Source organism: Allobosea sp. 10N428 (genome assembly GCF_056394545.1).
This window is the reverse complement of the sequence record NZ_JBFTIC010000002.1, coordinates 647,228-668,264: the sequence shown is the minus strand read 5'-3', so window position 1 is coordinate 668,264 and position 21,037 is coordinate 647,228. Positions and strand designations below refer to the sequence as shown.

The 21,037-nt window shown below is 67.3% G+C and carries 20 protein-coding genes; 18 read left to right on the top strand and 2 right to left on the bottom strand.

From position 1 onward, the window contains the following. Positions 1–6 precede the first annotated feature (6 nt). The 13 genes from AC1DDA_RS09560 (at position 7) to AC1DDA_RS09500 (ending at position 13,601) form a co-directional block, all read left to right on the top strand. Entirely contained in the window at positions 7–1,590 is a 1,584-nt protein-coding gene (locus tag AC1DDA_RS09560) for an SPOR domain-containing protein (protein ID WP_476795563.1), read from the top strand. A 187-nt stretch (positions 1,591–1,777) separates the two neighbouring features. Next, positions 1,778–2,872 (top strand): TRAP transporter substrate-binding protein, encoded by a 1,095-nt coding sequence (locus AC1DDA_RS09555; RefSeq protein WP_441470675.1) that lies wholly within the window; start codon positions 1,778–1,780, stop codon positions 2,870–2,872. Between the two features lie 60 nt (positions 2,873–2,932). Next, a complete protein-coding gene (gene nagZ, locus AC1DDA_RS09550; protein ID WP_476795562.1) occupies positions 2,933–3,943 on the top strand; it encodes a beta-N-acetylhexosaminidase in 1,011 nt (336 codons plus the stop codon). A 184-nt stretch (positions 3,944–4,127) separates the two neighbouring features. Beyond that, a complete protein-coding gene (locus tag AC1DDA_RS09545) occupies positions 4,128–4,958 on the top strand; it encodes a segregation and condensation protein A (protein WP_441512732.1) in 831 nt (276 codons plus the stop codon). Then, positions 4,955–5,653 (top strand): SMC-Scp complex subunit ScpB, encoded by a 699-nt coding sequence (gene scpB, locus AC1DDA_RS09540; protein WP_476795561.1) that lies wholly within the window; start codon positions 4,955–4,957, stop codon positions 5,651–5,653. The genes AC1DDA_RS09545 and scpB overlap by 4 nt, the downstream gene beginning before the upstream one ends. A gap of 230 nt (positions 5,654–5,883) precedes the next feature. Further along, positions 5,884–6,924, top strand: a complete 1,041-nt coding sequence (locus tag AC1DDA_RS09535; RefSeq protein ID WP_476795661.1) for an ABC transporter ATP-binding protein — start codon at positions 5,884–5,886, stop codon at positions 6,922–6,924. Between the two features lie 81 nt (positions 6,925–7,005). Beyond that, positions 7,006–7,251, top strand: coding sequence for a twin-arginine translocase TatA/TatE family subunit (locus tag AC1DDA_RS09530; RefSeq protein ID WP_441470671.1), 246 nt, complete (start codon positions 7,006–7,008; stop codon positions 7,249–7,251). A 99-nt stretch (positions 7,252–7,350) separates the two neighbouring features. Then, positions 7,351–8,052: a Sec-independent protein translocase protein TatB gene (gene tatB, locus AC1DDA_RS09525; RefSeq protein WP_476795560.1), complete on the top strand. Its 702-nt coding sequence runs from the start codon at positions 7,351–7,353 to the stop codon at positions 8,050–8,052. Next, positions 8,049–8,861 (top strand): twin-arginine translocase subunit TatC, encoded by an 813-nt coding sequence (tatC, locus tag AC1DDA_RS09520; protein ID WP_476795559.1) that lies wholly within the window; start codon positions 8,049–8,051, stop codon positions 8,859–8,861. The genes tatB and tatC overlap by 4 nt, the downstream gene beginning before the upstream one ends. A gap of 201 nt (positions 8,862–9,062) precedes the next feature. Then, complete coding sequence (gene serS, locus AC1DDA_RS09515) at positions 9,063–10,622, top strand: serine--tRNA ligase (protein WP_476795558.1); 1,560 nt, start codon at positions 9,063–9,065, stop codon at positions 10,620–10,622. A 1-nt stretch (position 10,623) separates the two neighbouring features. Next, on the top strand, positions 10,624–11,385 hold the full coding sequence (gene surE / locus AC1DDA_RS09510) for a 5'/3'-nucleotidase SurE (protein ID WP_476795557.1): 762 nt from the start codon (positions 10,624–10,626) through the stop codon (positions 11,383–11,385). Positions 11,386–11,404: 19 nt separating this feature from the next. Further along, positions 11,405–12,067 carry a protein-L-isoaspartate O-methyltransferase family protein gene (locus tag AC1DDA_RS09505; protein WP_476795556.1) on the top strand — a complete coding sequence of 221 codons (663 nt, stop codon included), beginning with the start codon at positions 11,405–11,407 and terminating at the stop codon, positions 12,065–12,067. 169 nt (positions 12,068–12,236) lie between these two features. Then, entirely contained in the window at positions 12,237–13,601 is a 1,365-nt protein-coding gene (locus AC1DDA_RS09500) for a peptidoglycan DD-metalloendopeptidase family protein (protein WP_476795555.1), read from the top strand. A 223-nt stretch (positions 13,602–13,824) separates the two neighbouring features. On the opposite strand, the gene AC1DDA_RS09495 is transcribed toward AC1DDA_RS09500, so the two are convergent. Further along, positions 13,825–14,709: an ATP-binding protein gene (locus AC1DDA_RS09495; RefSeq protein ID WP_476778650.1), complete on the bottom strand. Its 885-nt coding sequence runs from the start codon at positions 14,707–14,709 to the stop codon at positions 13,825–13,827. A 272-nt stretch (positions 14,710–14,981) separates the two neighbouring features. Here AC1DDA_RS09495 and yajC point away from each other — a divergent pair, with 272 nt between their 5' ends. From yajC to AC1DDA_RS09470, 5 genes are all read left to right on the top strand, one after another. Then, positions 14,982–15,308: a preprotein translocase subunit YajC gene (yajC, locus tag AC1DDA_RS09490; protein WP_441512724.1), complete on the top strand. Its 327-nt coding sequence runs from the start codon at positions 14,982–14,984 to the stop codon at positions 15,306–15,308. Positions 15,309–15,396: 88 nt separating this feature from the next. Continuing rightward, positions 15,397–17,007, top strand: a complete 1,611-nt coding sequence (secD, locus tag AC1DDA_RS09485) for a protein translocase subunit SecD (RefSeq protein ID WP_441512723.1) — start codon at positions 15,397–15,399, stop codon at positions 17,005–17,007. Between the two features lie 33 nt (positions 17,008–17,040). Further along, positions 17,041–18,000: a protein translocase subunit SecF gene (gene secF, locus AC1DDA_RS09480; protein WP_441513075.1), complete on the top strand. Its 960-nt coding sequence runs from the start codon at positions 17,041–17,043 to the stop codon at positions 17,998–18,000. An 8-nt stretch (positions 18,001–18,008) separates the two neighbouring features. After that, a complete protein-coding gene (locus AC1DDA_RS09475; protein ID WP_476778649.1) occupies positions 18,009–18,386 on the top strand; it encodes an Mth938-like domain-containing protein in 378 nt (125 codons plus the stop codon). Positions 18,387–18,486: 100 nt separating this feature from the next. Then, positions 18,487–19,374 carry a phytoene/squalene synthase family protein gene (locus tag AC1DDA_RS09470; protein WP_476795554.1) on the top strand — a complete coding sequence of 296 codons (888 nt, stop codon included), beginning with the start codon at positions 18,487–18,489 and terminating at the stop codon, positions 19,372–19,374. Positions 19,375–19,488: 114 nt separating this feature from the next. Here AC1DDA_RS09470 and trmFO read toward each other — a convergent pair whose 3' ends face one another. Continuing rightward, positions 19,489–20,895, bottom strand: a complete 1,407-nt coding sequence (gene trmFO / locus AC1DDA_RS09465) for a methylenetetrahydrofolate--tRNA-(uracil(54)-C(5))-methyltransferase (FADH(2)-oxidizing) TrmFO (protein WP_476795553.1) — start codon at positions 20,893–20,895, stop codon at positions 19,489–19,491. Positions 20,896–21,037: the final 142 nt, after the last annotated feature.

Here is a 21,037-nt window from a genome sequence, read left to right as displayed (position 1 = left end):
CGTACCATGAGTGAGCCCGCTAGGAATCGTTTCGCGCTCGATCTTGAAGATCTCGAGCGCCAGCTTCGCGGGGCAGGGCAGGCGCCGCGCTCCGGCCATGCGCCCGATCCGCTGGCGGAGCTGACCCGCATCGTCGGGCAGGACGACCCGCTGAAGGATATCTTTGCCGATCGCCGTGCGGCGGCGCCGCGACAGGAGCCGAGCTTCGAGGTTGTACCGCCGGCTCCCCCGCCGGCCGTGCCCCTTCAGGCTGCGCCGCCGGCCGAGCTGCGCGGTGCCCTTGATGAATTCGAGGCGCTGCTGCGGCAGACCGAGCCGAGGCGGCAGGCGCAGGCGTCCGCCGCTCCGGCCGCGCCGCAGCAGGTTCACGCCGAACCTCAGTATGACGATTATGATCTGCCCGAGCCGCTGCCTTACGCCCAGCCGGCACCGATGCGCGGCGGCGTGCAGGCCCGCGACCTCGATGAGCAAGGCGGCGTCCATGCGATGCAGGCCGCCTATGCCGAAGAGCCGGCGCAATATTCCTATGCGCAGGCCCAGCACTCCTACGCCCAGGCCCAGCACGGCGCTCAGGCTCAGGAATATGCCGAAGACGATCTGCCGGATCTGGAACCGCGTCGCTCGCGCAAGGGGCTCTGGGCGGCCGCGGCGGTCATCGCCGTCGGCCTCGTCGGCGTCGGCGCGACCTTCGCAATGCGCGGCGGTTCGGCAACCAAGGACGGTCAGCCGCCGATGATCGCGGCCGACCGTGGCCCGGTCAAGGTCGAGCCCGCCAATCCGGGCGGCGCCGAGATTCCGAACCAGAACAAGCAGATCTACGAGCGCAGCGCCGAGGCTCCGCAAGGCCAGAGCAAGCTGGTCAACAATGAGGAGCAGCCGGTCGACGTGCAGCAGGCCGCCCGCTCGATGCCGCCCCGCGTCGTCATGCCGGGGCCCGGTGCCGGATCGGCTCTGGCCGCCGCGCCGAGCGCGCCGGAGCGCAGCATCACGCCGGCCGAGCCCGGCCTGATCCCGATGCCTCCGGTGCCGGGACTGGGCGAGCCGCGCAAGGTCCGCACGGTCGCGATCCGTCCCGATGGAACGCCGGTTCCCGCCGGAATCGACCAGCCGATCGCGACGGGCTCGGCCCCGAGCCGCTCGCTCGGCACTGCCACGGCGAGTGCGCAGCCCTCGCCGCAGCGCTCCGCAGCTGCGGCGCCCGCTCCTGCCGCGCCCAAGGTTCAGGAGCGCGCGACGACACCGCCTGCCGCGACCACGCCGGCGGCTCCGACCCGTCTTGCCAGCGCTCCGGCGTCCGCTGCACCCGAGACTGCTCCTGCGACGGCCGCGGTACGGGCCGGGACCGGCGATTTCGTGGTGCAGCTCGGCGCGCCGGGCAGCGAGGCCGAAGCTCGGGCCACCTTTGCCGCGCTGCAGCGCAAATATCCGCAGCAGCTCGGCGGCCAGTCGCCGATCGTCCGAAAGACGGAGCTGGCCGGCGGCAAGACCGTCTATCGCCTGCGCGTCGGACCTTATTCCCGCGAGGATGCGTCGACGATGTGCTCGGCGCTCCAGGCCGCGGGCGGGCAGTGCTTCATCGCGAAGAACTGAGCTCGCGCGGAACAGGTTGAGAATTGGGCGGCGGCATCCGGAAGGGTGCCGCCGTTCTGCTTTGAAACCGGCGCATGGCGGGGTGAGGGGCGTGCTTGTTTCACCGCCCCGACCGTGCGAGTAGCCTGCCAACAACAGAAGGCTGCCAAGGATATCACGGCAGCCGTTGCTAGCTGGAGGTTACCCCATGGATCGCCGTCATTTCGTCAAGGTCGCGGGCGCGGGCGCGGCCGGGAGCGCGGCCATCGCTGCCCCCGCAATCGCGCAGTCGCAGCCCAAGATCAACTGGCGGCTGACCTCGAGCTATCCGAAGAGCCTGGATACGCTCTACGGCATCTCGACCCATGTCGCGAAGCGCGTCGCAGAGGCGACCGACAACAACTTCCAGATTCAGGTCTTCGCGCCCGGCGAGATCGTGCCGGCCCTGCAGGCTCTCGACGCCGTCCAGAACGGCACCGTCGAGTGCAGCCACACGCTGGCGAGTTTTTATATCGGCAAGGACCCGGCCTTCGCTTTCGAGACCTCGCTGCCCTTCGGCTTCAACACGCGCCAGCAGAATGCCTGGCTCTATCAGGGCGGCGGGCTGGAGCTCTGCCGCGCCTTCATGAAGAACTACAACATCTACACCATCCCGTCCGGCAACACCGGTGCGCAGATGGGCGGCTGGTTCCGCAAGGAGATCAAGTCGCTGGAGGATCTGAAGGGGCTGAAGTTCCGTATCGCCGGCCTCGGCGGCCGGATCATGGCCCGCCTCGGTGTCGTGCCGCAGACCATCGGCGGCGCCGACATCTATCCGGCGCTAGAGCGCGGCACGCTCGATGCGGTCGAGTTCTCCGGCCCCTATGACGACGAGAAGCTCGGCTTCGTGAAGGTCGCCAAGTACTATTACTATCCGGGCTTCTGGGAGGGGAACGCCAATGTCAGCTTCCTCGCCAACCAGGACAAGTGGAACGAGCTGCCGGCCTCCTACAAGGCGATCGTCGAAGCGGCCTGCGCCGAGGCCAATGCGCTGTGCGTGGCCAAATACGACCACAACAATCCCGATGCGCTGATTCGCCTTGCCGGCACTGGCGCCGAGCTGCGGCCCTTCCCGCAGGAGGTGATGGCGGCTGCGTTCAAGGAGGCCTTCGCGATGTATGGCGAGCTTGCCGCGAGCAATCCCAACTTCAAGACTTTCTATGATTCCTTCCTTCCCTACTGGAAGAAGGAGCAGCTCTGGTTCCGCATCGCCGAGCTGCCGTTCGACGCGTTCAACGCGCAGAATTACCAGCAGGTGAAGTAACGCGATGGACGGGCGCGGATCATTCTTGACCGCGCCCGCGCCGCTTTCTAACCCGGTACGATGACATCGCGCGCCTTCATCGCCGGCTGCCTCGGCACGAGCCTCACTGCGGACGAGCGGGCCTTCTTCCGCGACGCACGGCCCTGGGGCTTCATCCTCTTCAAGCGCAACACGCAGACGCCCGAGCAGGTTGCGGCTCTAACGGCGGAGATGCGCGAGACCGTCGGCTGGCATGCGCCGATCCTGATCGATCAGGAGGGCGGGCGCGTCCAGCGCATGGGCCCGCCGAACTGGCCGAAATACCCGTCGGCGCGCGCTTTCCACGCCATCAACGACCCCGTCCGCCAGCGCGAGATCGTCCGGCTTTCGGCGCGGCTGATGGCGCACGACCTGAAGAGCGTCGGCATCGACGTGGACTGCCTGCCGGTGCTCGACGTTCCCGTGGCGGGCAGCCATGACGTGATCGGCGACCGCGCTTATGCCTATGATCCCGATCAGGTGGCGCGGCTCGGCCGGGCGGCGGCCGAAGGGTTGATCGCCGGCGGCGTGCTGCCGGTCGTCAAGCACATGCCCGGCCATGGCCGGGCGCGGGCCGACAGCCATCACGACCTGCCTGTCGTCGACGCTTCGCTCGACGAACTCAGGGCGCATGATTTCCGCCCGTTCCGGCACCTCGCCGACATGCCGCTCGCGATGACGGCGCATGTGGTGTTCACGGCGCTCGATCCGAAGCATCCGGCGACCGTCTCCCGCAAGATCGTGCGCGAGGTCATGCGTGGCGAGATTGGCTTCGACGGGCTGATCATGACCGATGATATTTCGATGAAGGCGCTGTCCGGTTCCTTCGAGGCCAAGGCGCGCGCCGCCATTCGCGCCGGCGTCGACGTGATCCTGCACTGCCACGGCATCATGGAGGAGATGGTCGCGATCGCCGGCGCGGTGCCGAAGATGACCGGAGCCCGCGCACGCCGCGCGGCGGCGGCACTCGGCCGCATCCGGCACGAGCCTGAGCCGATCGATCTCGAGGCTGCGCGCGCGGAATTGGCCGCCGCACTTGCGCTGAGCGCCTGAACAGCCGAATTTGCTTCGGTGCCGACCCTAGATCTCAGCCCTCATCCTGAGGAGCCGCGAAGCGGCGTCTCGAAGGATGGTCCAGAACGCACTGGATCCTCCTTCGAGACGCAGCCTGAGGGCTGCTCCTCGGGATGAGGGCAGAGAGATCGAGAGGCTCGATCGCGGCAGAGGGCAGAGCTGCATGACGGCCGAGTTGCCATTCGAGGAGGATGCCGCGCGCCGTGAAGGCGAGCCATCGCTCGTTGTCGATGTCGACGGCTATGAGGGGCCGCTCGACCTGTTGCTCGATCTCGCGCGCCGCCAGAAGGTCGATCTTCATCGCATCTCGATCCTGGCGCTGGCGGAGCAATATCTCACCTTCGTCGAGGAGGCGCGGGCGCTCAGGCTGGAGCTCGCGGCCGACTACCTCGTGATGGCGGCCTGGCTGGCCTATCTGAAGTCGCGCCTGCTGCTGCCCGAGCCGCCCAAGGGCGAGGAGCCGAGCGCGGCCGATCTCGCCACGGCGCTGGCGCTCCGCCTGCGCCGCCTGGAAGCGATCCGCGCCGCCGCACGCAAGCTCGCCTCGCGCGAGCGGCTGGGCCAGGACATCTTCGCGCGCGGCGCCCCCGAAGAGATCGTCGCAGGCGCCCGTCCGGTCTGGGAAGCCGAGCTCTACGATCTGCTCGCGGCCTATGCCCATCAACGCCAGAAGCGGGTGCAGGGGCATATCTCGGTCGGCCATCGCGTCGTCTGGTCGCTGGTCGAGGCGCGCGAGGCGTTGCAGCGATTGATCGGCGAGGCCGGGGACTGGACCGAACTGGACAGCTATCTGACGCAATACATGACCTCCCATGGCCTGCCGGCGCGGGAGATGCGGGCGACGGTCAGGGCCTCGGCCCTGTCGGCCATGCTCGAAATGGTCAGGGAAGGGGTTCTCGACCTGCGGCAGAACGAGGCTTTCGCGCCGATCGAGCTGCGCCGTCGTTCGGCACGGCCGCAGATTCTGCCCTTCGCCGGCAAGGATGCCTCATGACTGCCGCGACGGCCGAACCTCTGGACGCTGCGGATGGCGGCGGCGTCGAAGCTTTCGCCCAGGCACAGCGCATCGTCGAGGCGCTGCTTTTCGCGTCGGCGGTGCCCCTGTCGGCGGAGGCCTTGGGCCGGGCGATCCCGGCCGGCATCGTGGTCGAGCAGGTGCTGGCCCGGCTTGTGGAGAGCTATGCCATGCGCGGCGTCAACCTGCGCCAGGTTGCCGGCGGTTGGGCCTTCCGGACGGCGCCGGACCTTGGCTATCTGCTCGCCGCCGAGGCCGAGCTGCCGCGCAAATTGTCCCGCGCTGCGCTCGAGGTTCTGTCGATCATTGCCTACCACCAGCCGGTGACGCGGGCCGAGATCGAGGATATCCGCGGCGTCGCCACCGCCAAGGGCACGCTCGATATTCTGCTGGAGGCCGGCTGGGTGCGGCTGCGCGGACGGCGTCGCTCGCCGGGGCGCCCGGTGACCTACGGCACGACGCCCGGCTTCCTCGATCATTTCGGCCTGGACCGGATCGACGACCTGCCGGGCCTGGAGGAGTTGAAGGGAACCGGCTTCATCGAGGGCCGCCTGACGCGCGACTTGCAGGTGCCTGTTCCAGACGACGACCCGGGCTTGCGCGACGACGAGGACCCGCTCGGCGATCTGTTCAGCCCGCTTGACGACGGCGAGGGCGGGCCGCAACAGGGGTGAGGCGGACGGCGCCGTGTACCTCAGCCCTCATCCTGAGGAGCCGCGTAGCAACGTATCGAAGGATGGTCCAGCGCGCTCCGGAGCATCCTTCGAGATGCAGCCTGACGGCTGCTCCTCAGGATGAGGGCTGAGAAACTGGGCCGCGCAGGGAGCAATCATTGGCACGCAGCGAGATCAAGGCGGGGTGGCTCGGCTGGGGCCGGCGCGGGACAGCCGGCGCGGCGATTCCGATGGCGCTCGGCTTCGAGGGCGTGACGCAGCGCTTCGGCGAGGTGACGGCGCTATCCGGCGTCTCACTTATGGTCGATCCGGGCGAAATCGTCGCGCTGCTCGGCCAGTCGGGCTGCGGCAAGACGACGCTGCTTAGGCTCGCTGCTGGCGTCGAGCGGCCGAGCGCGGGGCGGGTGCTGCTGGAAGGGCGCGATGTTTCGGCACCGGACCGGTTCGTCGAGCCGGAGCATCGCGGTGTCGGCTTCGTCTTTCAGGATTATGCGCTGTTCCCGCATCTGACCGTCGGCGAGAATGTCTGCTTCGGCCTGCGCGGGCAGAGCGCCGCGTCGACGGAGGCGACCGCGCTCAGGGCGCTCGCGCGCGTCGGCCTTGCCGATTTCTACGGGGCCTACCCGCATATGCTCTCCGGCGGCGAGCAGCAGCGCGTGGCACTGGCGCGTGCCATCGCGCCGCGTCCCGGCGTGCTCTTGATGGACGAGCCCTTCTCCAATCTCGACCGGCGCCTGCGCGACGTGGTCCGCGACGAAACCGCCGCGCTGCTGGAGGAAACCGGCGCCACTTCGATCATCGTGACGCATGACCCGGAGGATGCGATGCGCATCGCCGATCGCATCGTGCTGATGCGGGCCGGGCGCATCGTCCAGATCGGCACGGGGGAGGAGCTTTATCGCAGGCCCGCCAGCCTCTTTGCCGCCCGATTTTTCTGCGATTTTACCGAGGTCGAAGGTCGCGTCTCGGGAGGCGCGATCGGTACGCCGCTCGGGCGCTTCGCGGCGCCGGGGGTGCCGGAGGGAAGTGAGGCGATCGCCTGCATCCGGCCGCATCGGGTGCGGATTGTGCCGAAGGGCTACTATCTGCCCGGGCGGCTCGTCGCGCGGCGCTTCCTCGGCGAGGTCGATCATCTGCTGATCGCCGTGGAGGGGTTCGACCGTGCGCTCTCGGTGCGGGCCGCGCTGTCGGACGAGATCGCGGTGGGCCACGAGGTCGGCGTCGAGATTCCGTCCGACGAAGTCCTTGTGTTTCCGGCGGCAGATCAATAGGTTCCGCCGCCGAGCGATCGACCGGGCAGGGATTGGGTTGGGGATTTCTCCCGGTCGAGGCATTTTCGGAGGAGTTTCGCCATGGGTGGCGTGAGCATTTGGCATTGGATCGTCGTCGGCGTCATCGTGATGCTGCTGTTCGGGCGCGGCAAGGTGTCCGAACTGATGGGCGATGTCGCCAAGGGTATCAAATCGTTCAAGAAGGGCATGGCGGAGGACGATGAGCCGACGCCGAGCGCGACGAATGTCGATCCCAAGGTGATCGATCATACCCAGGCCAGCAACACAGCTGCGCAGGCTCAGGCCAAGGCCGAGCACAAGGGCTGATGCGGCTTGCGTCCGCTGGACGCGGTTTTGGTGATGCGCGCTTTCTGATCCCTCGGCCTTGACGGCTGAGCGGAGGCGCGCCGAGAGGACGAGCCCTCGATGTTCGACATCGCCTGGAGCGAGATGGTGCTGATCGGCGCGGTGGCGCTGGTGGTGATCGGCCCCAAGGATCTGCCCAAAGCCCTGCGCACGGTCGGCCAGACGGTCGGCCGTATCCGGCGTATGGCAACCGAATTCCAGGGGCAGTTCAACGAGGCGATGCGCGAGGCCGAGCTCGCGGACCTCAAGAAACAGGTCGAGGATGTCGGCGGGTCGGTGTCGAGCGCGCTCAACACCGACTACAAACCGATCGAGGAGCCGAAGGATTTTTCGGCGTCGAGCGCGGGTGAAGCCACCCAGCCCGATGACGCGGCGCTGAAGGAGGCCGAGGCCAAGCTTGCTGCGCTGCCGACGCCGGAGCTGCCGCCGGTCGATATCGCCGCCGAGACGCCGACGCCCGCCGAGGAGCCTGTTCCCGCGGCCAAGCCGAAGCGGACGCGCAAGACGAAGGCTCAGGAAGAGCTGGTGGCCGAGAGTGCCCCGGCTCCCGAAGCTACGCCCGCCACCGAAGCTGGCGAGACCGCCGAGAAGGCGAAACCGGCCCGCGCGCGCCGGGCCAAGGTCGTGGCGGACGCGCCGGAAGAGCCCGACACGCCCTTCCCGGAGGCCGCTTCGAGCGAGGCGCCGCAGGACGCGCCGAAGCCCACCCGCAAGCGCAAGCCCAAGGCATCCGACGCCAAGGGTGAGGAGACTTCCGCATGAGCGTCGCCACTCCTCGCGAGGGCGAGGACGACATCGAGGCCTCGCGCGCGCCGCTCATCGAGCATCTGATCGAGCTGAGGGCGCGGCTGATCAAGTCGCTGATCGCCTTCCTCATCATGTTCTTCATCTGCTTCGGCTTCTCGACGCAGATCTACAACATCCTGGTGAAACCCTATGTCTGGGCCGCCGGCAGCGCGGCCAATGCGCAGCTGATCTATACCGGCCCGCTCGAGCTGCTCTTCACCCATATCAAGGTCGCCGCCTTCGGCGCCGGCTTCTTCGCCTTTCCGGTGATCGCGACGCAGGTCTACAAATTCGTCGCGCCCGGCCTCTACAAGAACGAGAAGGCCGCGTTCGCGCCGTATCTGATCGCAACGCCGGTGTTTTTCACGCTGGGCGCGCTGCTGGTCTTCTTCTTCGCCATGCCGGTGCTGATGAAGTTCTCGCTCGGCATGCAGCAGGCTGCGACCGAGACCCAGGCCGGCATCGCGCTGCTGCCCAAGGTCAGCGAATACCTGTCGCTGATCATGACGCTGATCTTCGCTTTCGGCATCGCCTTCCAGCTACCGGTGATCCTGACCCTGCTCGGGCAGGCCGGCATCATCGATTCGCAGTTCCTGAAGGATAAGCGCCGCTACGCGATCGTCTTCGTGTTCGTCGTGGCGGCAGTGCTGACCCCGCCGGACGTGATCTCGCAGCTCATGCTCGCGATCCCGATGCTGCTGCTCTACGAACTCTCGATCTTCTCGGTGCGCCGGGTGGAGAAGAAGAGCGCTGCGGCGAAGGCTGCTGAGGACGCGGTGGAGTAGGCGTTTCCGTCATGCTCGCCCTTGCGGCGAGCATCCACGTCTTGAAACTCGCTCTCGAAGAACGAAGACGTGGATGGCCGGGACAAGCCCGACCATGACGTGGTCGTGCCGTCGAATGCTGATCTCGGTGGTTCCCTCCCGCGTCGTCCCGGTCTAGAGCATCCTGCGCTGCATTCCGCAGCGATGCATGGCCGGACGACGATGTACGACATCAGATGGATTCGCGAGAACGCCGCGGCGTTCGATGGAGGCTTGACGCGACGGGGCCTGGAGCCGCTGTCGTCGTCGCTGCTCGCGCTCGATGATGTCCGCCGTTCCGCCATCGCCAAGGCGCAGGGCGTGCAGGAGCGCCGCAACGCGCTTTCCAAGGAAATCGGCAAGGCGATGGGCGCGAAGGATGTCGCGCTCGCCGAGAAGCTGAAGGCCGAGGTCGCGGCGCTCAAGGAAGAGCAGCCGGCGCTCGAGGCCGAGGAGAAGGCCGCGAAGGAGGCGCTCGACGAGAAGCTCGCCGCGATCCCGAACGTGCCGTTCGACGATGTGCCGGATGGTGCGGACGAGCATGACAATGTCGTGCTGCATATGCATGGCGTGAAGCCGGAGGAGCGCGGGCTGCTGAGGGGTATCAACGACCCCAAGCAGCATTTCGAGCTGGGCGAAGCGCTCGGCCAGATGGATTTCGAGAAGGCGGCCAAGCTCTCGGGCTCGCGCTTCGTCGTGCTGCAAGCCCAGGTCGCGCGGCTGTCGCGGGCGATCGGGCAGTTCATGCTCGATACGCACACGGAGGAGCATGGCTATACGGAGGTCAACCCGCCGCTGCTGGTGCGCGACGATGCGATGTTCGGCACGGCGCAGCTGCCGAAATTCGCCGGTGACCAGTTCCGCGCCGTCGCCTTCGAAATGCCCGAGCATCTGAAGAACCACGGTGCGGCGGCCGAGGTTTGGGAATCGCTGGCTGAGAGCTGGGCGTCCGAAGAGGGCAAGCTCGAGCAGGCGACGTTCAACTCGGTGATGCAGGCGCTCCACGACGGCAAGGTTGCGCCGGACGAGCGCGACCAGATCACCGCCTTCGTCGAGGGGCTGCGCCGCGATCTCGCCATCGCGCGCCACGGTCAGGCCCGCGCCGAGCAGTGGGGCGACGCGTTCGGCGGAGGGCATTGGCTGATCCCCACCGCGGAGGTTCCGCTGACCAATCTTGCAAGGGAATCAATCCTTTCCGAGGAGGAGCTGCCGCTTCGATTCAGCGCGCTCACGCCCTGCTTCCGGGCCGAAGCGGGCTCGGCCGGCCGCGATACGCGCGGCATGCTGCGCCAGCACCAGTTCGAGAAGGTCGAACTGGTCTCGATCACGGCGCCGGAGAAGTCGCGCGAGGAGCATGAGCGCATGCTCGCCTGCGCCGAGAACGTGCTGAAGAAGCTCGACCTGCATTATCGCGTGATGACGCTGTGCACCGGCGACATGGGCTTCGCCTCGCAGAAGACCTGGGACATCGAGGCCTGGCTGCCCGGCCAGAAGACCTATCGCGAGATCTCATCCTGCTCGGTCTGCGGCGATTTCCAGGCGCGGCGCATGAATGCGCGCTACAAGACCAGGGACGGCAAGGGGCCGTTCTTCGTCCACACCCTCAACGGCTCGGGCACGGCGGTCGGCCGGGCGCTGATCGCGGTGATGGAGAACTACCAGAATTCCGACGGCTCGATCACCGTGCCGGAGGTTTTGGTGCCCTATATGCGCGGCGTGACCAAGATCGAGAAGGCGGCCTGAGATGCGTATTCTCGTCACCAATGATGACGGCATCCATGCCGAGGGGCTGGAAGTGCTGGAGCGCATCGCGCGCCAGCTCTCCGACGATGTCTGGGTCGTGGCGCCGGAGAGCGACCAGTCCGGCGTGGCGCATTCGCTGTCGCTGTCGAATCCATTGAGACTCCGCCAGATCAGCGAGAAGCGCTTCGCCGTCGCGGGCACGCCGACCGACTGCGTCATCATGGCGGTGCGCTCGGTGATGGCCGAGGCGCGGCCCGACCTCGTGCTCTCTGGCGTCAACCGCGGCTCCAACGTCGCGGAGGACGTGACCTATTCCGGGACCATCGCGGCCGCGATGGAGGGCACGCTGCTCGGCATCCCGTCGATCGCAGTCAGCCAGGCCTATACGCCCGGCGACCGCAGCAATATCCGCTGGGACTGCGCCGAGCATCATGCGCCCGGCATCATCCGCCGGCTGTTGGCGGAGGGCATTCCCGAGGGCGTGCTCTTCAACCTCAACTTCCCAAATGCGGGGCCGAGCGAGGTGCAGGGCGTTTCCGTCACGGTGCAGGGCCGGCGCGACCAGGAACTGGTCAAGCTAGAGCCTCGCAAGGACGGGCGCGGCAATCCCTATTTCTGGATAGCCTTCCAGCGCAGCCGCAAGGAGCCGGCAAACGGCACCGATCTGCGCGCCATGGCCGAGAACCGCATCTCGGTCACTCCGCTGGAACTCGACCTGACCCATGAGCCGACGCTGACCCGCTTCGCGCAAGTCTTCGCCTGAGAGGCAGCGGGGAGGGGGCATGAGCGAGGAGGCGCCGGCCAGCGAGGGCGAACGTACCGTCGCCTTCCTGCTGTCGCTGAGGGCGCGGGGGGTGCGCGACCTCACGCTGCTGCGCGCTATGGAGCGGGTGCCGCGCGATCGTTTCGCGCCGGCCCGCTTTGCCGATCTCGCGCGCGAGGACGTCTCGGTGCCGCTGCCCTGCGGCCAGACGATGACCGCGCCGCATACCGTCGCCAATTTGCTCGGCGCGCTCGACATGCAGATGGGCGCGCGCGTGCTCGAAGTGGGCACCGGTTCCGGCTATGTCTCGGCGCTGCTGGCGGCGCTGGGCGGCGAGGTGGTTTCGCTGGAGCGCTATCGTTCGCTGGCGCTTGCCGCGCATGAGCGGGTCAGCGGCAGCGGTTTTGGCCAGCTGATCGATCTGCGCCATGCCGATGGCTTCCAGCCCGATCGCACGCTCGGCCGCTTCGACCGCATCCTCGTCAACGGTGTCACACAGACGGTGCCCGAGGCGCTGCTGACGCGGCTGTCGAATGGCGGACGACTCGTCGGCGCCCTGCGAATCGAGGGGGTGGCGCGGCGGGTGGTGGTCACGCGCGTCGGCGATGACCAGTTCGACCACGCGACCGGGCCGGTGCTGCGCCTGCCGCCGCTGGTGCCGGGTATTTCGCGCGCGCTCTGACGCCTGATCGCAGCAACCGGCGGCGGTTGCAGCGACACCGCATGGAGCCGCTGCCCTCCCGGCGAAAATCCAAAAAAGTGAAGACGGCTTCGCCAGCGAAACGCTTTCGTAACCTCAACGGGACTTTAATGACCGTCATCGAGTTGCGTCGTTCGCGAGTACTCTGTTCATGCGTAGCCAAGCCGGATCGATCAATCATCGCGCTCTCCGTCGTCTCTCGACGGTGTGCCTGCTTGCCGTCGGTGTCAGCGCCTGCTCCTCGGACGCGTTGCGCTTCACCGAGACCCCTTTCGACAATCCCTTCAGGACTGCACAGGCCCCGGCGCCTGCTCGCGATCCGGCTACCACTGGCTCGATCGGGCGCTCTGCCAGCGCGCCGCTGCAGCCGGTTCCGTCCGCGCCGGTCGTGCGGGCGCAGCCTCTGCCGCCGCCGCAATCGGCCGTTGCGCTGAACTCGGCGCCGCCGCAGGCCGTCTCCGGCAGCGCTGCCGGCTGGTCGGCGCAAGGCGGCACGCCGGTCGTGATCGCGCAGGGCGAGAATCTCGACATGATCTCGTCGCGCTATGGCGTGCCGCGCGCCGCTCTGATGTCCGCGAACGGGCTGAGCAGCGCCAATGTGCCGCCGGGCACACGGATCACGGTACCGGTCTACAATGCGAGCGGCACCTCCGCTCCGGTTGCGGCCGCCGCTCCGGCCCCTCAGGCGACGCCGGCTCCGGCCCCATCGCAGCGTTTCGTCGCCGGTCCGGCTCCGGCCCGTCAGCCCGCTCCGGTCGTCGATGCGAAGGCGCATGCCAAGGCCGCGGCCGATACCAAGGCCGCCGCTGCCGCGGAAGCCAAGACCAAGGCCGCCGCAGACGCCCAGGCGATGCGCGAATCCCGTGCCCGTTTCGCTGCCGAAGCCAAGGCCAAAGCAGATGCCCGCAAGACAGGCGCTGCCGTGCCGGCCGTGCCTGCGGCGAAGCCTGTCGCCGAGGCGAGGCCGGCGCCCGTTTCGCAGCCGGTGAAGACCGCCGCTCCCGCTCAGCAGCAGGCGAAGCCGGTCGTGGTGGCGAGCGCACCCGCCGCCGAGCCGAAGCCGACCGCGATCCCGAAGGCGGAGCCCGCAGCCGAGCCGAAGACCACTGCCAGCCTCCCGAAGCAGGAGGAACAAGCGTCTTCGGGCGACAAGGCCGATTTCCGCTGGCCGGCTCGCGGCCGTGTGATCACCGGCTACAGCAAGGGCGGCAATGAGGGCATCAACATCGCGGTTCCCGAGGGTACGCCCGTCAAGGCGGCCGAGGGCGGCACCGTCGCCTATGCCGGCAGCGAGCTGAAGGGCTACGGCAACCTCGTCCTGATCCGTCACCCGAACGGATATGTCTCGGCCTATGCCCATAATGGCGAGCTCAAGGTGAAGCGCGGCGACGCCGTCAAGCGCGGCCAGGTCGTCGCCAGTTCGGGCCAGAGCGGCAACGTCTCCTCGCCTCAGCTCCACTTCGAGCTGCGCAAGGGCTCGACCCCGGTCGATCCGACTCCCTACCTCAACAACTGAGCCGCGTTCGACGCGAAAAGTTGCAAGCCTTCGATCGGTTCGCGAGACCCTCCCGATCGAAAAAAGGACGGGGCGGCCCCAGGAAGGGCCGCCCCGTTTTCGTTTGTTTTGCGATCCAGCGTCATGTTTGCCCCTTTTGGCGAGCATCCACGTCTTGAACACCGCACTGCATCGATGAAGACGTGGATGGTCGGGACAAGTCCGGCCATGACGCGCGGGCGCTTCACCCCTCCAGGCGCTTGCCCAGCCGGCCGGCGAGGTCCTGGATGTACTGCCAGGCGGTGCGTCCGGAGCGGGAGCCGCGCGTCGTCGCCCATTCCAGTGCGTCGCGGCGCAACTCCTCCGGGTCGATCGCCAGCCCGAAATGGCCGGCATAGCCGTTGATCATCTCCAGATACTCGTCCTGGCTGCATTTGTGGAAGCCGAGCCAGAGGCCGAACCGATCCGAGAGCGAGACCTTCTCCTCGATCGCCTCGCCGGGATTGATCGAGGTCGAGCGCTCATTGTCCATCATGTCGCGCGGCAGCAAGTGGCGGCGATTCGAGGTGGCGTAGAACACGACATTGTCCGGCCGTCCCTCCACGCCGCCGTCCAGCACCGCCTTCAGCGATTTGTAGGAGGTGTCGTCGCTGTCGAAGGACAGATCGTCGCAGAAGACGATCGCGCGGTGAGGATCGCTGCGCAGCTGGCTCATCAGGGCAGGGAGGCTCTCGATGTCCTCGCGATGGATCTCGATCAGCTTCAGTGGCAGCGCGCCCTTCGGCAGATGCTGGTTGGTGTCGGCATGCACCGCCTTGACCAGCGAGGACTTGCCCATGCCGCGTGCACCCCAGAGCAGCACGTTGTTGGCGGGCAGGCCCTTGGCGAACCGCTCGGTATTCTCGGCCAGCGTGTCGCGGACACGGTCGACGCCGCGCAGGAGCGAAAGTGCGACGCGGTTGACCTTCGGCACCGGCACAAGCTCCGAGCCCGTCGTCTGCCAGACGAAGGCGTCGGCGGCTTTGAGGTCGGCCGACTTGCGCCGCGGTGGCGCGATCCGCTCAAGCGCATCCGCAATCCGCAGTAGCGTCGCGAGGGTCTGGTCGGGGGCGGTCTCGGTCGTGGTCATGGCTCTGCGCCTTCGTTTCATCCTGCCGAACCGTACCGTACCGTCCGGTACGGTTGCTGTGGTTAGCTAAACCGCGTCGTGGATCGAGCGCAAGGGGCATTGCGCGAATGGCAGCAAGCCCATAGGTGAGGAGCGCGCATGGGCAACCGGGCGTGTCCGATTGATTTCACGGCATTGCTGGCTATAGTCCGCGCGATTTTAGGCCGGGCGATGCTTTTGCCGTGTCCTGCGGCCGGCGGCCTGCTGCGCCGTCGTTAGAGAGGAGTTCTTCAGTGATCACCCCCGCTTTCGCCCAGGCGACAGGAGCCGGTGGCGGCACCGACATGCTGATCCAGCTCGTGCCGTTCCTGCTGATCTTCGTTATCATGTGGTTCCTGATCATCCGGCCGCAGCAGCGGCGGGCGAAGACGCATCAGGAGATGATCAAGAACGTGCGCCGCGGCGACACGATCGTGACCTCGGGTGGGCTGATCGCGAAGGTGTCGAAGGTCATCGATGACGCCGAGCTGGAAGCCGAGATCGCCGACGGCGTGCGCGTGCGCATCGTGCGCGGCATGGTCCAGGACGTCCGCTCGAAGAGCGAGCCGGTCAAGAGCTGACTTTGACAATCGATCGCGTTTTCGCATTCGGACGGCATCGTCCGGATGCGGCGTGATCTAAGGCACGACAACAAGGCTGTTCACGCAGATGCTTCGTCTCCAGGCCCGCAAGGTCATTCTCGTCCTGCTCGTGCTGATCGTCGGCTGCGGGCTCGCCGTGCCGAACCTGTTCTCGCCGGAGACGCGCAAGGCCATCGCCGACAACGCGCCGTCCTGGATTCCGCGCATCTTCCTGCCGATCCATGCGGTCGTGCTCGGCCTCGATCTGCAGGGCGGCTCGCACGTCCTGCTCGAGATCGACCGGGCGGAGCTGGTGCGCAGCCAGGTGACCCAGCTGCGCGACGATGTTCGCCGCGTCCTGCGCGAAGAGCGCATCAGCATTCAGGGCGGCATCCAGACCACGACGCGCGGCGTGCAAGTGCGCGTCCCGGACGCGGCCGAGCGTGCGCGTGTGCTGCCGAAACTGCGGGAGCTCGCTCAGCCGATCGGCACGCTCGGCGCCTTCGGCCCCTCGGGCAACCAGTCCATCGCCATTGCCGAGCAGCCTGACGGGCTGATTCAGCTGACCGTGACGGAAGCCGGCTCGAACGAGCGCATCCGCCGCGCCGTCGAGCAGGCGATGGAGGTTCTGCGTCGCCGCGTCGACGCGCTCGGCACCACCGAGCCGAACATCCAGCGCCAGGGCCTCGACCGCATTCTGGTGCAGGTGCCGGGCCTTCAGGATCCGCAGCGCCTGAAGCAGATCCTCGGCGACACCGCCAAGCTCGAATTCCGCCTCGTCGGCGACGCCAACAGCAGCGATGTCGACATGCTGCCCTCGCAGGATGCCGGCGGCCAGACCGTCCCGGTCCTGCGCCAGCCCTCCGTCGACGGCGCCGACCTGATCGACGCGCAGCCGGCCTTCGATTCGCGCAGCGGCCAGCCGATCGTGAACTTCCGCTTCAACATCCGGGGCGCACAGCGCTTCGGCCAGATCACCACCGAGAATCTCGGCCGCCCTCTGGCGATCGTGCTCGACAACAAGGTGATCTCCTCGCCGGTGATCCAGTCGCCCATCACGGGCGGCTCGGGCCAGATCTCCGGCAACTTCACGGTCGAGCAGGTCAACAACCTCTCGATCCTGCTGCGCGCCGGCGCGCTGCCCGCCAAGATGACGATCGTCGAGGAGCGTACCGTCGGCCCCGGCCTCGGCGCCGACTCGATCCGCGCCGGCAAGATGGCGACCCTGATCGCGACCGTGATGGTGGTGATCTACATGCTGGCGACCTATGGCATCTTCGGCCTGATCGCGAGTATCGCGCTCGTCGTCCATGTCGGCCTGATCTTCGGCCTGATGTCCTTCCTCGGCGCGACGATGACGCTGCCCGGCATCGCCGGCATCGTGCTGACCATCGGCACGGCGGTCGACTCCAACGTGCTGATCTACGAGCGCATGCGCGAGGAGGAGCATCAGGGGCGGAGCCTGGTCTCGGCGCTCGAGGCAGGCTTCCAGCGCGCCTTCGCGACGATCATCGACTCCAACGTCACCATGCTGATCGCGGCGGTGGCGCTGTTCTCGCTCGGCTCCGGCCCGGTGCGCGGCTTTGCGGTCGTGTTCATCCTGGGCATCCTCACCACCGTCATCACGGCGGTGACGCTGACCCGGATGCTGATCGCGCTCTGGTATCGCTGGGCCAAGCCCAAGCACCTCCCGTTCTGACGCTGCCAACCCCTTAGGAGATTGGCCATGCGCATGCGCCTGCTTCGTATCGTTCCCGACAACACCCGCTTCAAATTCGTCTGGTTCCGCCGCGTCAGCTATCCGCTGTCGGCTGCCTATTCGGTCCTGGTGCTGGCGCTGTTCCTGACGGTCGGCCTGAACTTCGGCATCGACTTCAAGGGCGGCACGCTGATCGAGATGCAGTCGAAGGCCGGTGCGGTCGACATCGCCCAGATCCGCCATACCGCGAACGGGCTCGGCTTCGGCGATGCCGAGGTGCAGGAATTCGGCTCGGGCGGCGAGGTCTCGATGCGCTTCGGCATGCAGCCGGGCGGCGAGACGGCTCAGCAGACGGTCGTCGTGAAGGCGCGGGACGCTTTCGCCTCGCAGTACGAGTTCCGCCGGGTCGAGACGGTCGGGCCGCGCGTCTCGGGCGAATTGGTGCAGGCCGGTACGCTCGGCGTCGTGCTCGCGATCGTCGGCGTGCTGATCTATCTCTGGTTCCGCTTCGAGATGCCGCTGGCGATCGGCGCGATCCTCGGCACGCTGCACGACATCGTGCTGACCATCGGCTTCTTCCTGATCACGCAGCTCGAATTCAACCTGACCTCGATCGCGGCGATCCTGACCATCGTCGGCTATTCGCTGAACGAGACCGTGGTCGTGTTCGACCGCACCCGCGAATTGCTGCGCCGCTACAAGACCATGCCGGTTGCCGAGCTCCTCGACCTCTCGGTGAACTCGACGCTGTCGCGCACGGCGATGACGGCGACGACGACTTTCCTGTCGTTGCTCGCGCTGGTGCTGTTCGGCGGCACCGCGATCGAGGGCTTCGCGCTCGTCATGCTGTTCGGCGTGGTGATCTGCACCTATTCGGCGATGTTCATCTCGACGCCGGTGCTGCTCTACATGGATGTCCGCTCGGCGGGCGCGCGTGAGGAAGCGCAGGAGACGGCGCGCGCCAAGGCTTCGGCCGCCAAGGCCAAGGCCTGAGCGGCTTCATGCCGCGCTTCGAGGGCTTCGTTCCCGGCCGCTTCCCGCTCGACGCGATCGGGGCGGGCGGTTTCCGCTTCGCCGAGATGAGCCATAAGGGCTCGATCATCGCGACGCCGGCCGGCATCCGGATCTGGCCGGTGACGCGCTTTTCCGAAGTGACGATCGAGAGCCTGCAGCCCGTGCTGGACGAGGCCGAGAGCATCGACTTCCTGTTGATCGGGACAGGGGCCGATATTGCCTTCATTCCGCCCGCTCTGCGTGATCCGCTAAGGCAGGCCGGGATCACCGTCGAGGGCATGGCGACCGGTGCGGCTGCCCGCACCTATAACGTGCTTGTTGGCGAGGATCGGCGTGTCGCAGCGGCGCTGATCGCGATCGAATAAGGCGCCTGCAATCCGGGATGTCGATCATACCGGCGATGCGTAGCGGGGGCGGGGCGCTTGCCTTACATTAGAAGCGGCCGAGGTCGGCCGAGGCGGAACAATGCCGCACACTGAAACCGACGATCGCAGAGACATCGCTCCGGCGCGCCTGCCGGACGCCTATGCCCATTGCGCGACGCTCGTGCGCGAGCAGGATCAGGATCGCTATATCGCCGGCCTCTACGCCCCCGACGATCGCCGGGCGGCGCTCTACGCGCTCTATGCGTTCAGCCATGAGATCGCGCGGGTGAGGGCGCTGGTCAGCGAGCCCCTGCCGGGCGAGGTCAGGCTGCAATGGTGGCGCGACGTGCTGGAAGGCCAGTCGGGCAGCGAGACGCAGGCACATCCCGTGGCCGCGGCCCTGCTCGACACGGTCCGGCGATACCGCCTGCCGCTTGCGCCGCTGACGGCGCTGATCGATGCCCGCATCTTCGATCTCTACGACGATCCGATGCCCTCTCTGCGCGATCTGGAGGGCTATGCCGGCGAAACCGCGAGCGCGGTGATCCGGCTGGCCTGCCTGATCCTGGCAGGCGGGCGCGATCCGGGCGGGGCGACGGCGTGCGGCCATGCCGGTGTCGCCTATGCGCTGACCGGGCTGATGCGCGCTTTCCCGTGGCACGCGGCGGAGGGGCAGGTCTACCTGCCGGCCGACATTCTCTCCCGGAACGGCGTGACGCGCGACGATATCGTGCGCGGGCGTGGCGGACCGGGCGTGCTCTATACGCTCAAGGAACTGCGGGAGATCGCTCGCAACCACCTGAAGAAGCTCGCGGGCCTGAGCGAGACGATTCCGCCGACGCTGAGGCCAGCCTTCCTGCCGGTGGCGCTGGTCGAGCCCTATCTACGGCGGATGGAGGCGAGGGGGTACGATCCCTACCGAAGCATCATCACCCTGCCGTCCTGGCGGCGGCAGTGGATCCTGTGGCGGGCGGCGCGGAAAGGGTGAGCGTTTATGCTCGGGACTGATCCGGGTATCTCCTGACGCACAGGTTCCGGCACTTCATCCTGCCAGAGATTCTCGGGTCTGCGCGTCGCTCCGCCCGAGAATGACGGCGCCAGCTTATTGCGCCGCCTTCGCCTCGACGCCGCTCGCCCAGGCGTCCATCTCGACCTTCGCCCGCGCCGTCAGCGCCTGCTTGCGGGCCACGCTCTTGGCCGGCCCCTTCAGACGCTTGCCATCGGGGCCGGTGGTTGCCACGCCCTCGATCAGCGGGAACAGCCCGAAATTGATGTTCATCGGCTGGAAGGAGCGCGGCCCCTCGTCGATGGTGACGATATGGCCGCCGGTGATGTGGTTGACCAGCGCGCCCAGCGCTGTCGTCGCAGGGGGGAGCGGCAGGTCCCGGCCCAGACGCTCGGCCGCGGCCATGCGTCCTGCCAGAAGCCCGGTGGCGGCGCTCTCGACATAGCCCTCGCAGCCGGTGATCTGGCCGGCGAAGCGCAGGCGCGTATCGGCCTTCAGCCGCAGATGCTCGTCCAGCAGCTTCGGCGAGTTCAGATAGGTGTTGCGGTGGATGCCGCCGAGCCGGGCGAACTCGGCGTTCTGCAGGCCGGGGATCATGCGGAAGATCGCGGCCTGCTCGCCATATTTCAGCTTGGTCTGGAATCCCGTCATGTTGAACAGGGTGCCGAGCGCATTGTCCTGCCGGAGCTGGACCACGGCATAGGCCTTCACGGTCGGGTTGTGCTTGTTGGTGAGCCCTACCGGCTTCATCGGCCCCCAGCGCAACGTTTCACGGCCGCGCTCGGCCATCACCTCGATCGGCAGGCAGCCGTCGAAATAGGGCGTGCCTTCCCATTCCTTGAACTCGGTCTTTTCGGCGGCGAGCAGCGCGTCGATGAAGGCCTCGTACTGGTCGCGGTCGAGCGGACAGTTGATGTAGTCGGCGCCGGTGCCGCCGGGGCCGGCCTTGTCGTAGCGCGACTGGAACCAGGCCTGGTCCATGTCGACCGAATCGAAATGGACGATCGGCGCGATGGCGTCGAAGAAGGCGAGCGAATCCTCTGATGTGAGCGACTGCAGGCCTTGCGCCAAGGCAGGGGAGGTCAGCGGGCCAGTCGCGATGATGACATTGTCCCATTCGGCCGGCGGCAGGCCGGCGATCTCGCCTCGGTCGATGGTGACGAGCGGGTGGCTCTCCAGCGCGGCGGTGACGGCCTGCGAGAAACCGTCACGGTCGACCGCGAGCGCGCCGCCGGCCGGCACCTGATGGGCATCGCCCTTGGCCATGATCAGCGAGCCGAGGCGGCGCATCTCCCAGTGCAACTGGCCGACGGCATTGCTCGACGAATCGTCGGAGCGGAAGGAGTTCGAGCAGACGAGCTCGGCAAGCCCTTCGGTCTTGTGGGCGTCGGTGCCGCGCACGGGGCGCATCTCGTGGATGACGACCGGGACGCCGGCCTGCGCAATCTGCCAGGCGGCTTCGGAGCCGGCGAGGCCGCCGCCGATGATGTGTACTGGTTCCATGGCTGCGATGTGTCCGCAGCCGGCTTTGAGGTCAAGCCTTTTGACTTTCCGCGCATTCCTATCGTTCGGATGGCGCTGATCCAACCAAGGTGTGCGGGACCCGAAATGCAAAATGCCCGCCGTGAGGCGGGCATTCGCTCTT

Excerpts from the sequence above, each read along its gene's own strand:
- tatC (WP_476795559.1), top strand. The coding sequence starts at position 8,049 with ATGAGCGTCGCCACTCCTCGCGAGGGCGAGGACGACATCGAGGCCTCG.
- AC1DDA_RS09555 (WP_441470675.1), top strand. The coding sequence starts at position 1,778 with ATGGATCGCCGTCATTTCGTCAAGGTCGCGGGCGCGGGCGCGGCCGGG.
- surE (WP_476795557.1), top strand. The coding sequence starts at position 10,624 with ATGCGTATTCTCGTCACCAATGATGACGGCATCCATGCCGAGGGGCTG.
- AC1DDA_RS09470 (WP_476795554.1), top strand. The coding sequence starts at position 18,487 with ATGCCGCACACTGAAACCGACGATCGCAGAGACATCGCTCCGGCGCGC.
- AC1DDA_RS09560 (WP_476795563.1), top strand. The coding sequence starts at position 7 with ATGAGTGAGCCCGCTAGGAATCGTTTCGCGCTCGATCTTGAAGATCTC.
- secF (WP_441513075.1), top strand. The coding sequence starts at position 17,041 with ATGCGCCTGCTTCGTATCGTTCCCGACAACACCCGCTTCAAATTCGTC.
- trmFO (WP_476795553.1), bottom strand. The coding sequence starts at position 20,895 with ATGGAACCAGTACACATCATCGGCGGCGGCCTCGCCGGCTCCGAAGCC.
- AC1DDA_RS09495 (WP_476778650.1), bottom strand. The coding sequence starts at position 14,709 with ATGACCACGACCGAGACCGCCCCCGACCAGACCCTCGCGACGCTACTG.
- AC1DDA_RS09475 (WP_476778649.1), top strand. The coding sequence starts at position 18,009 with ATGCCGCGCTTCGAGGGCTTCGTTCCCGGCCGCTTCCCGCTCGACGCG.
- AC1DDA_RS09505 (WP_476795556.1), top strand. The coding sequence starts at position 11,405 with ATGAGCGAGGAGGCGCCGGCCAGCGAGGGCGAACGTACCGTCGCCTTC.
- AC1DDA_RS09545 (WP_441512732.1), top strand. The coding sequence starts at position 4,128 with ATGACGGCCGAGTTGCCATTCGAGGAGGATGCCGCGCGCCGTGAAGGC.
- serS (WP_476795558.1), top strand. The coding sequence starts at position 9,063 with ATGTACGACATCAGATGGATTCGCGAGAACGCCGCGGCGTTCGATGGA.
- AC1DDA_RS09530 (WP_441470671.1), top strand. The coding sequence starts at position 7,006 with ATGGGTGGCGTGAGCATTTGGCATTGGATCGTCGTCGGCGTCATCGTG.
- tatB (WP_476795560.1), top strand. The coding sequence starts at position 7,351 with ATGTTCGACATCGCCTGGAGCGAGATGGTGCTGATCGGCGCGGTGGCG.
- nagZ (WP_476795562.1), top strand. The coding sequence starts at position 2,933 with ATGACATCGCGCGCCTTCATCGCCGGCTGCCTCGGCACGAGCCTCACT.
- scpB (WP_476795561.1), top strand. The coding sequence starts at position 4,955 with ATGACTGCCGCGACGGCCGAACCTCTGGACGCTGCGGATGGCGGCGGC.
- AC1DDA_RS09535 (WP_476795661.1), top strand. The coding sequence starts at position 5,884 with ATGGCGCTCGGCTTCGAGGGCGTGACGCAGCGCTTCGGCGAGGTGACG.
- AC1DDA_RS09500 (WP_476795555.1), top strand. The coding sequence starts at position 12,237 with ATGCGTAGCCAAGCCGGATCGATCAATCATCGCGCTCTCCGTCGTCTC.
- secD (WP_441512723.1), top strand. The coding sequence starts at position 15,397 with ATGCTTCGTCTCCAGGCCCGCAAGGTCATTCTCGTCCTGCTCGTGCTG.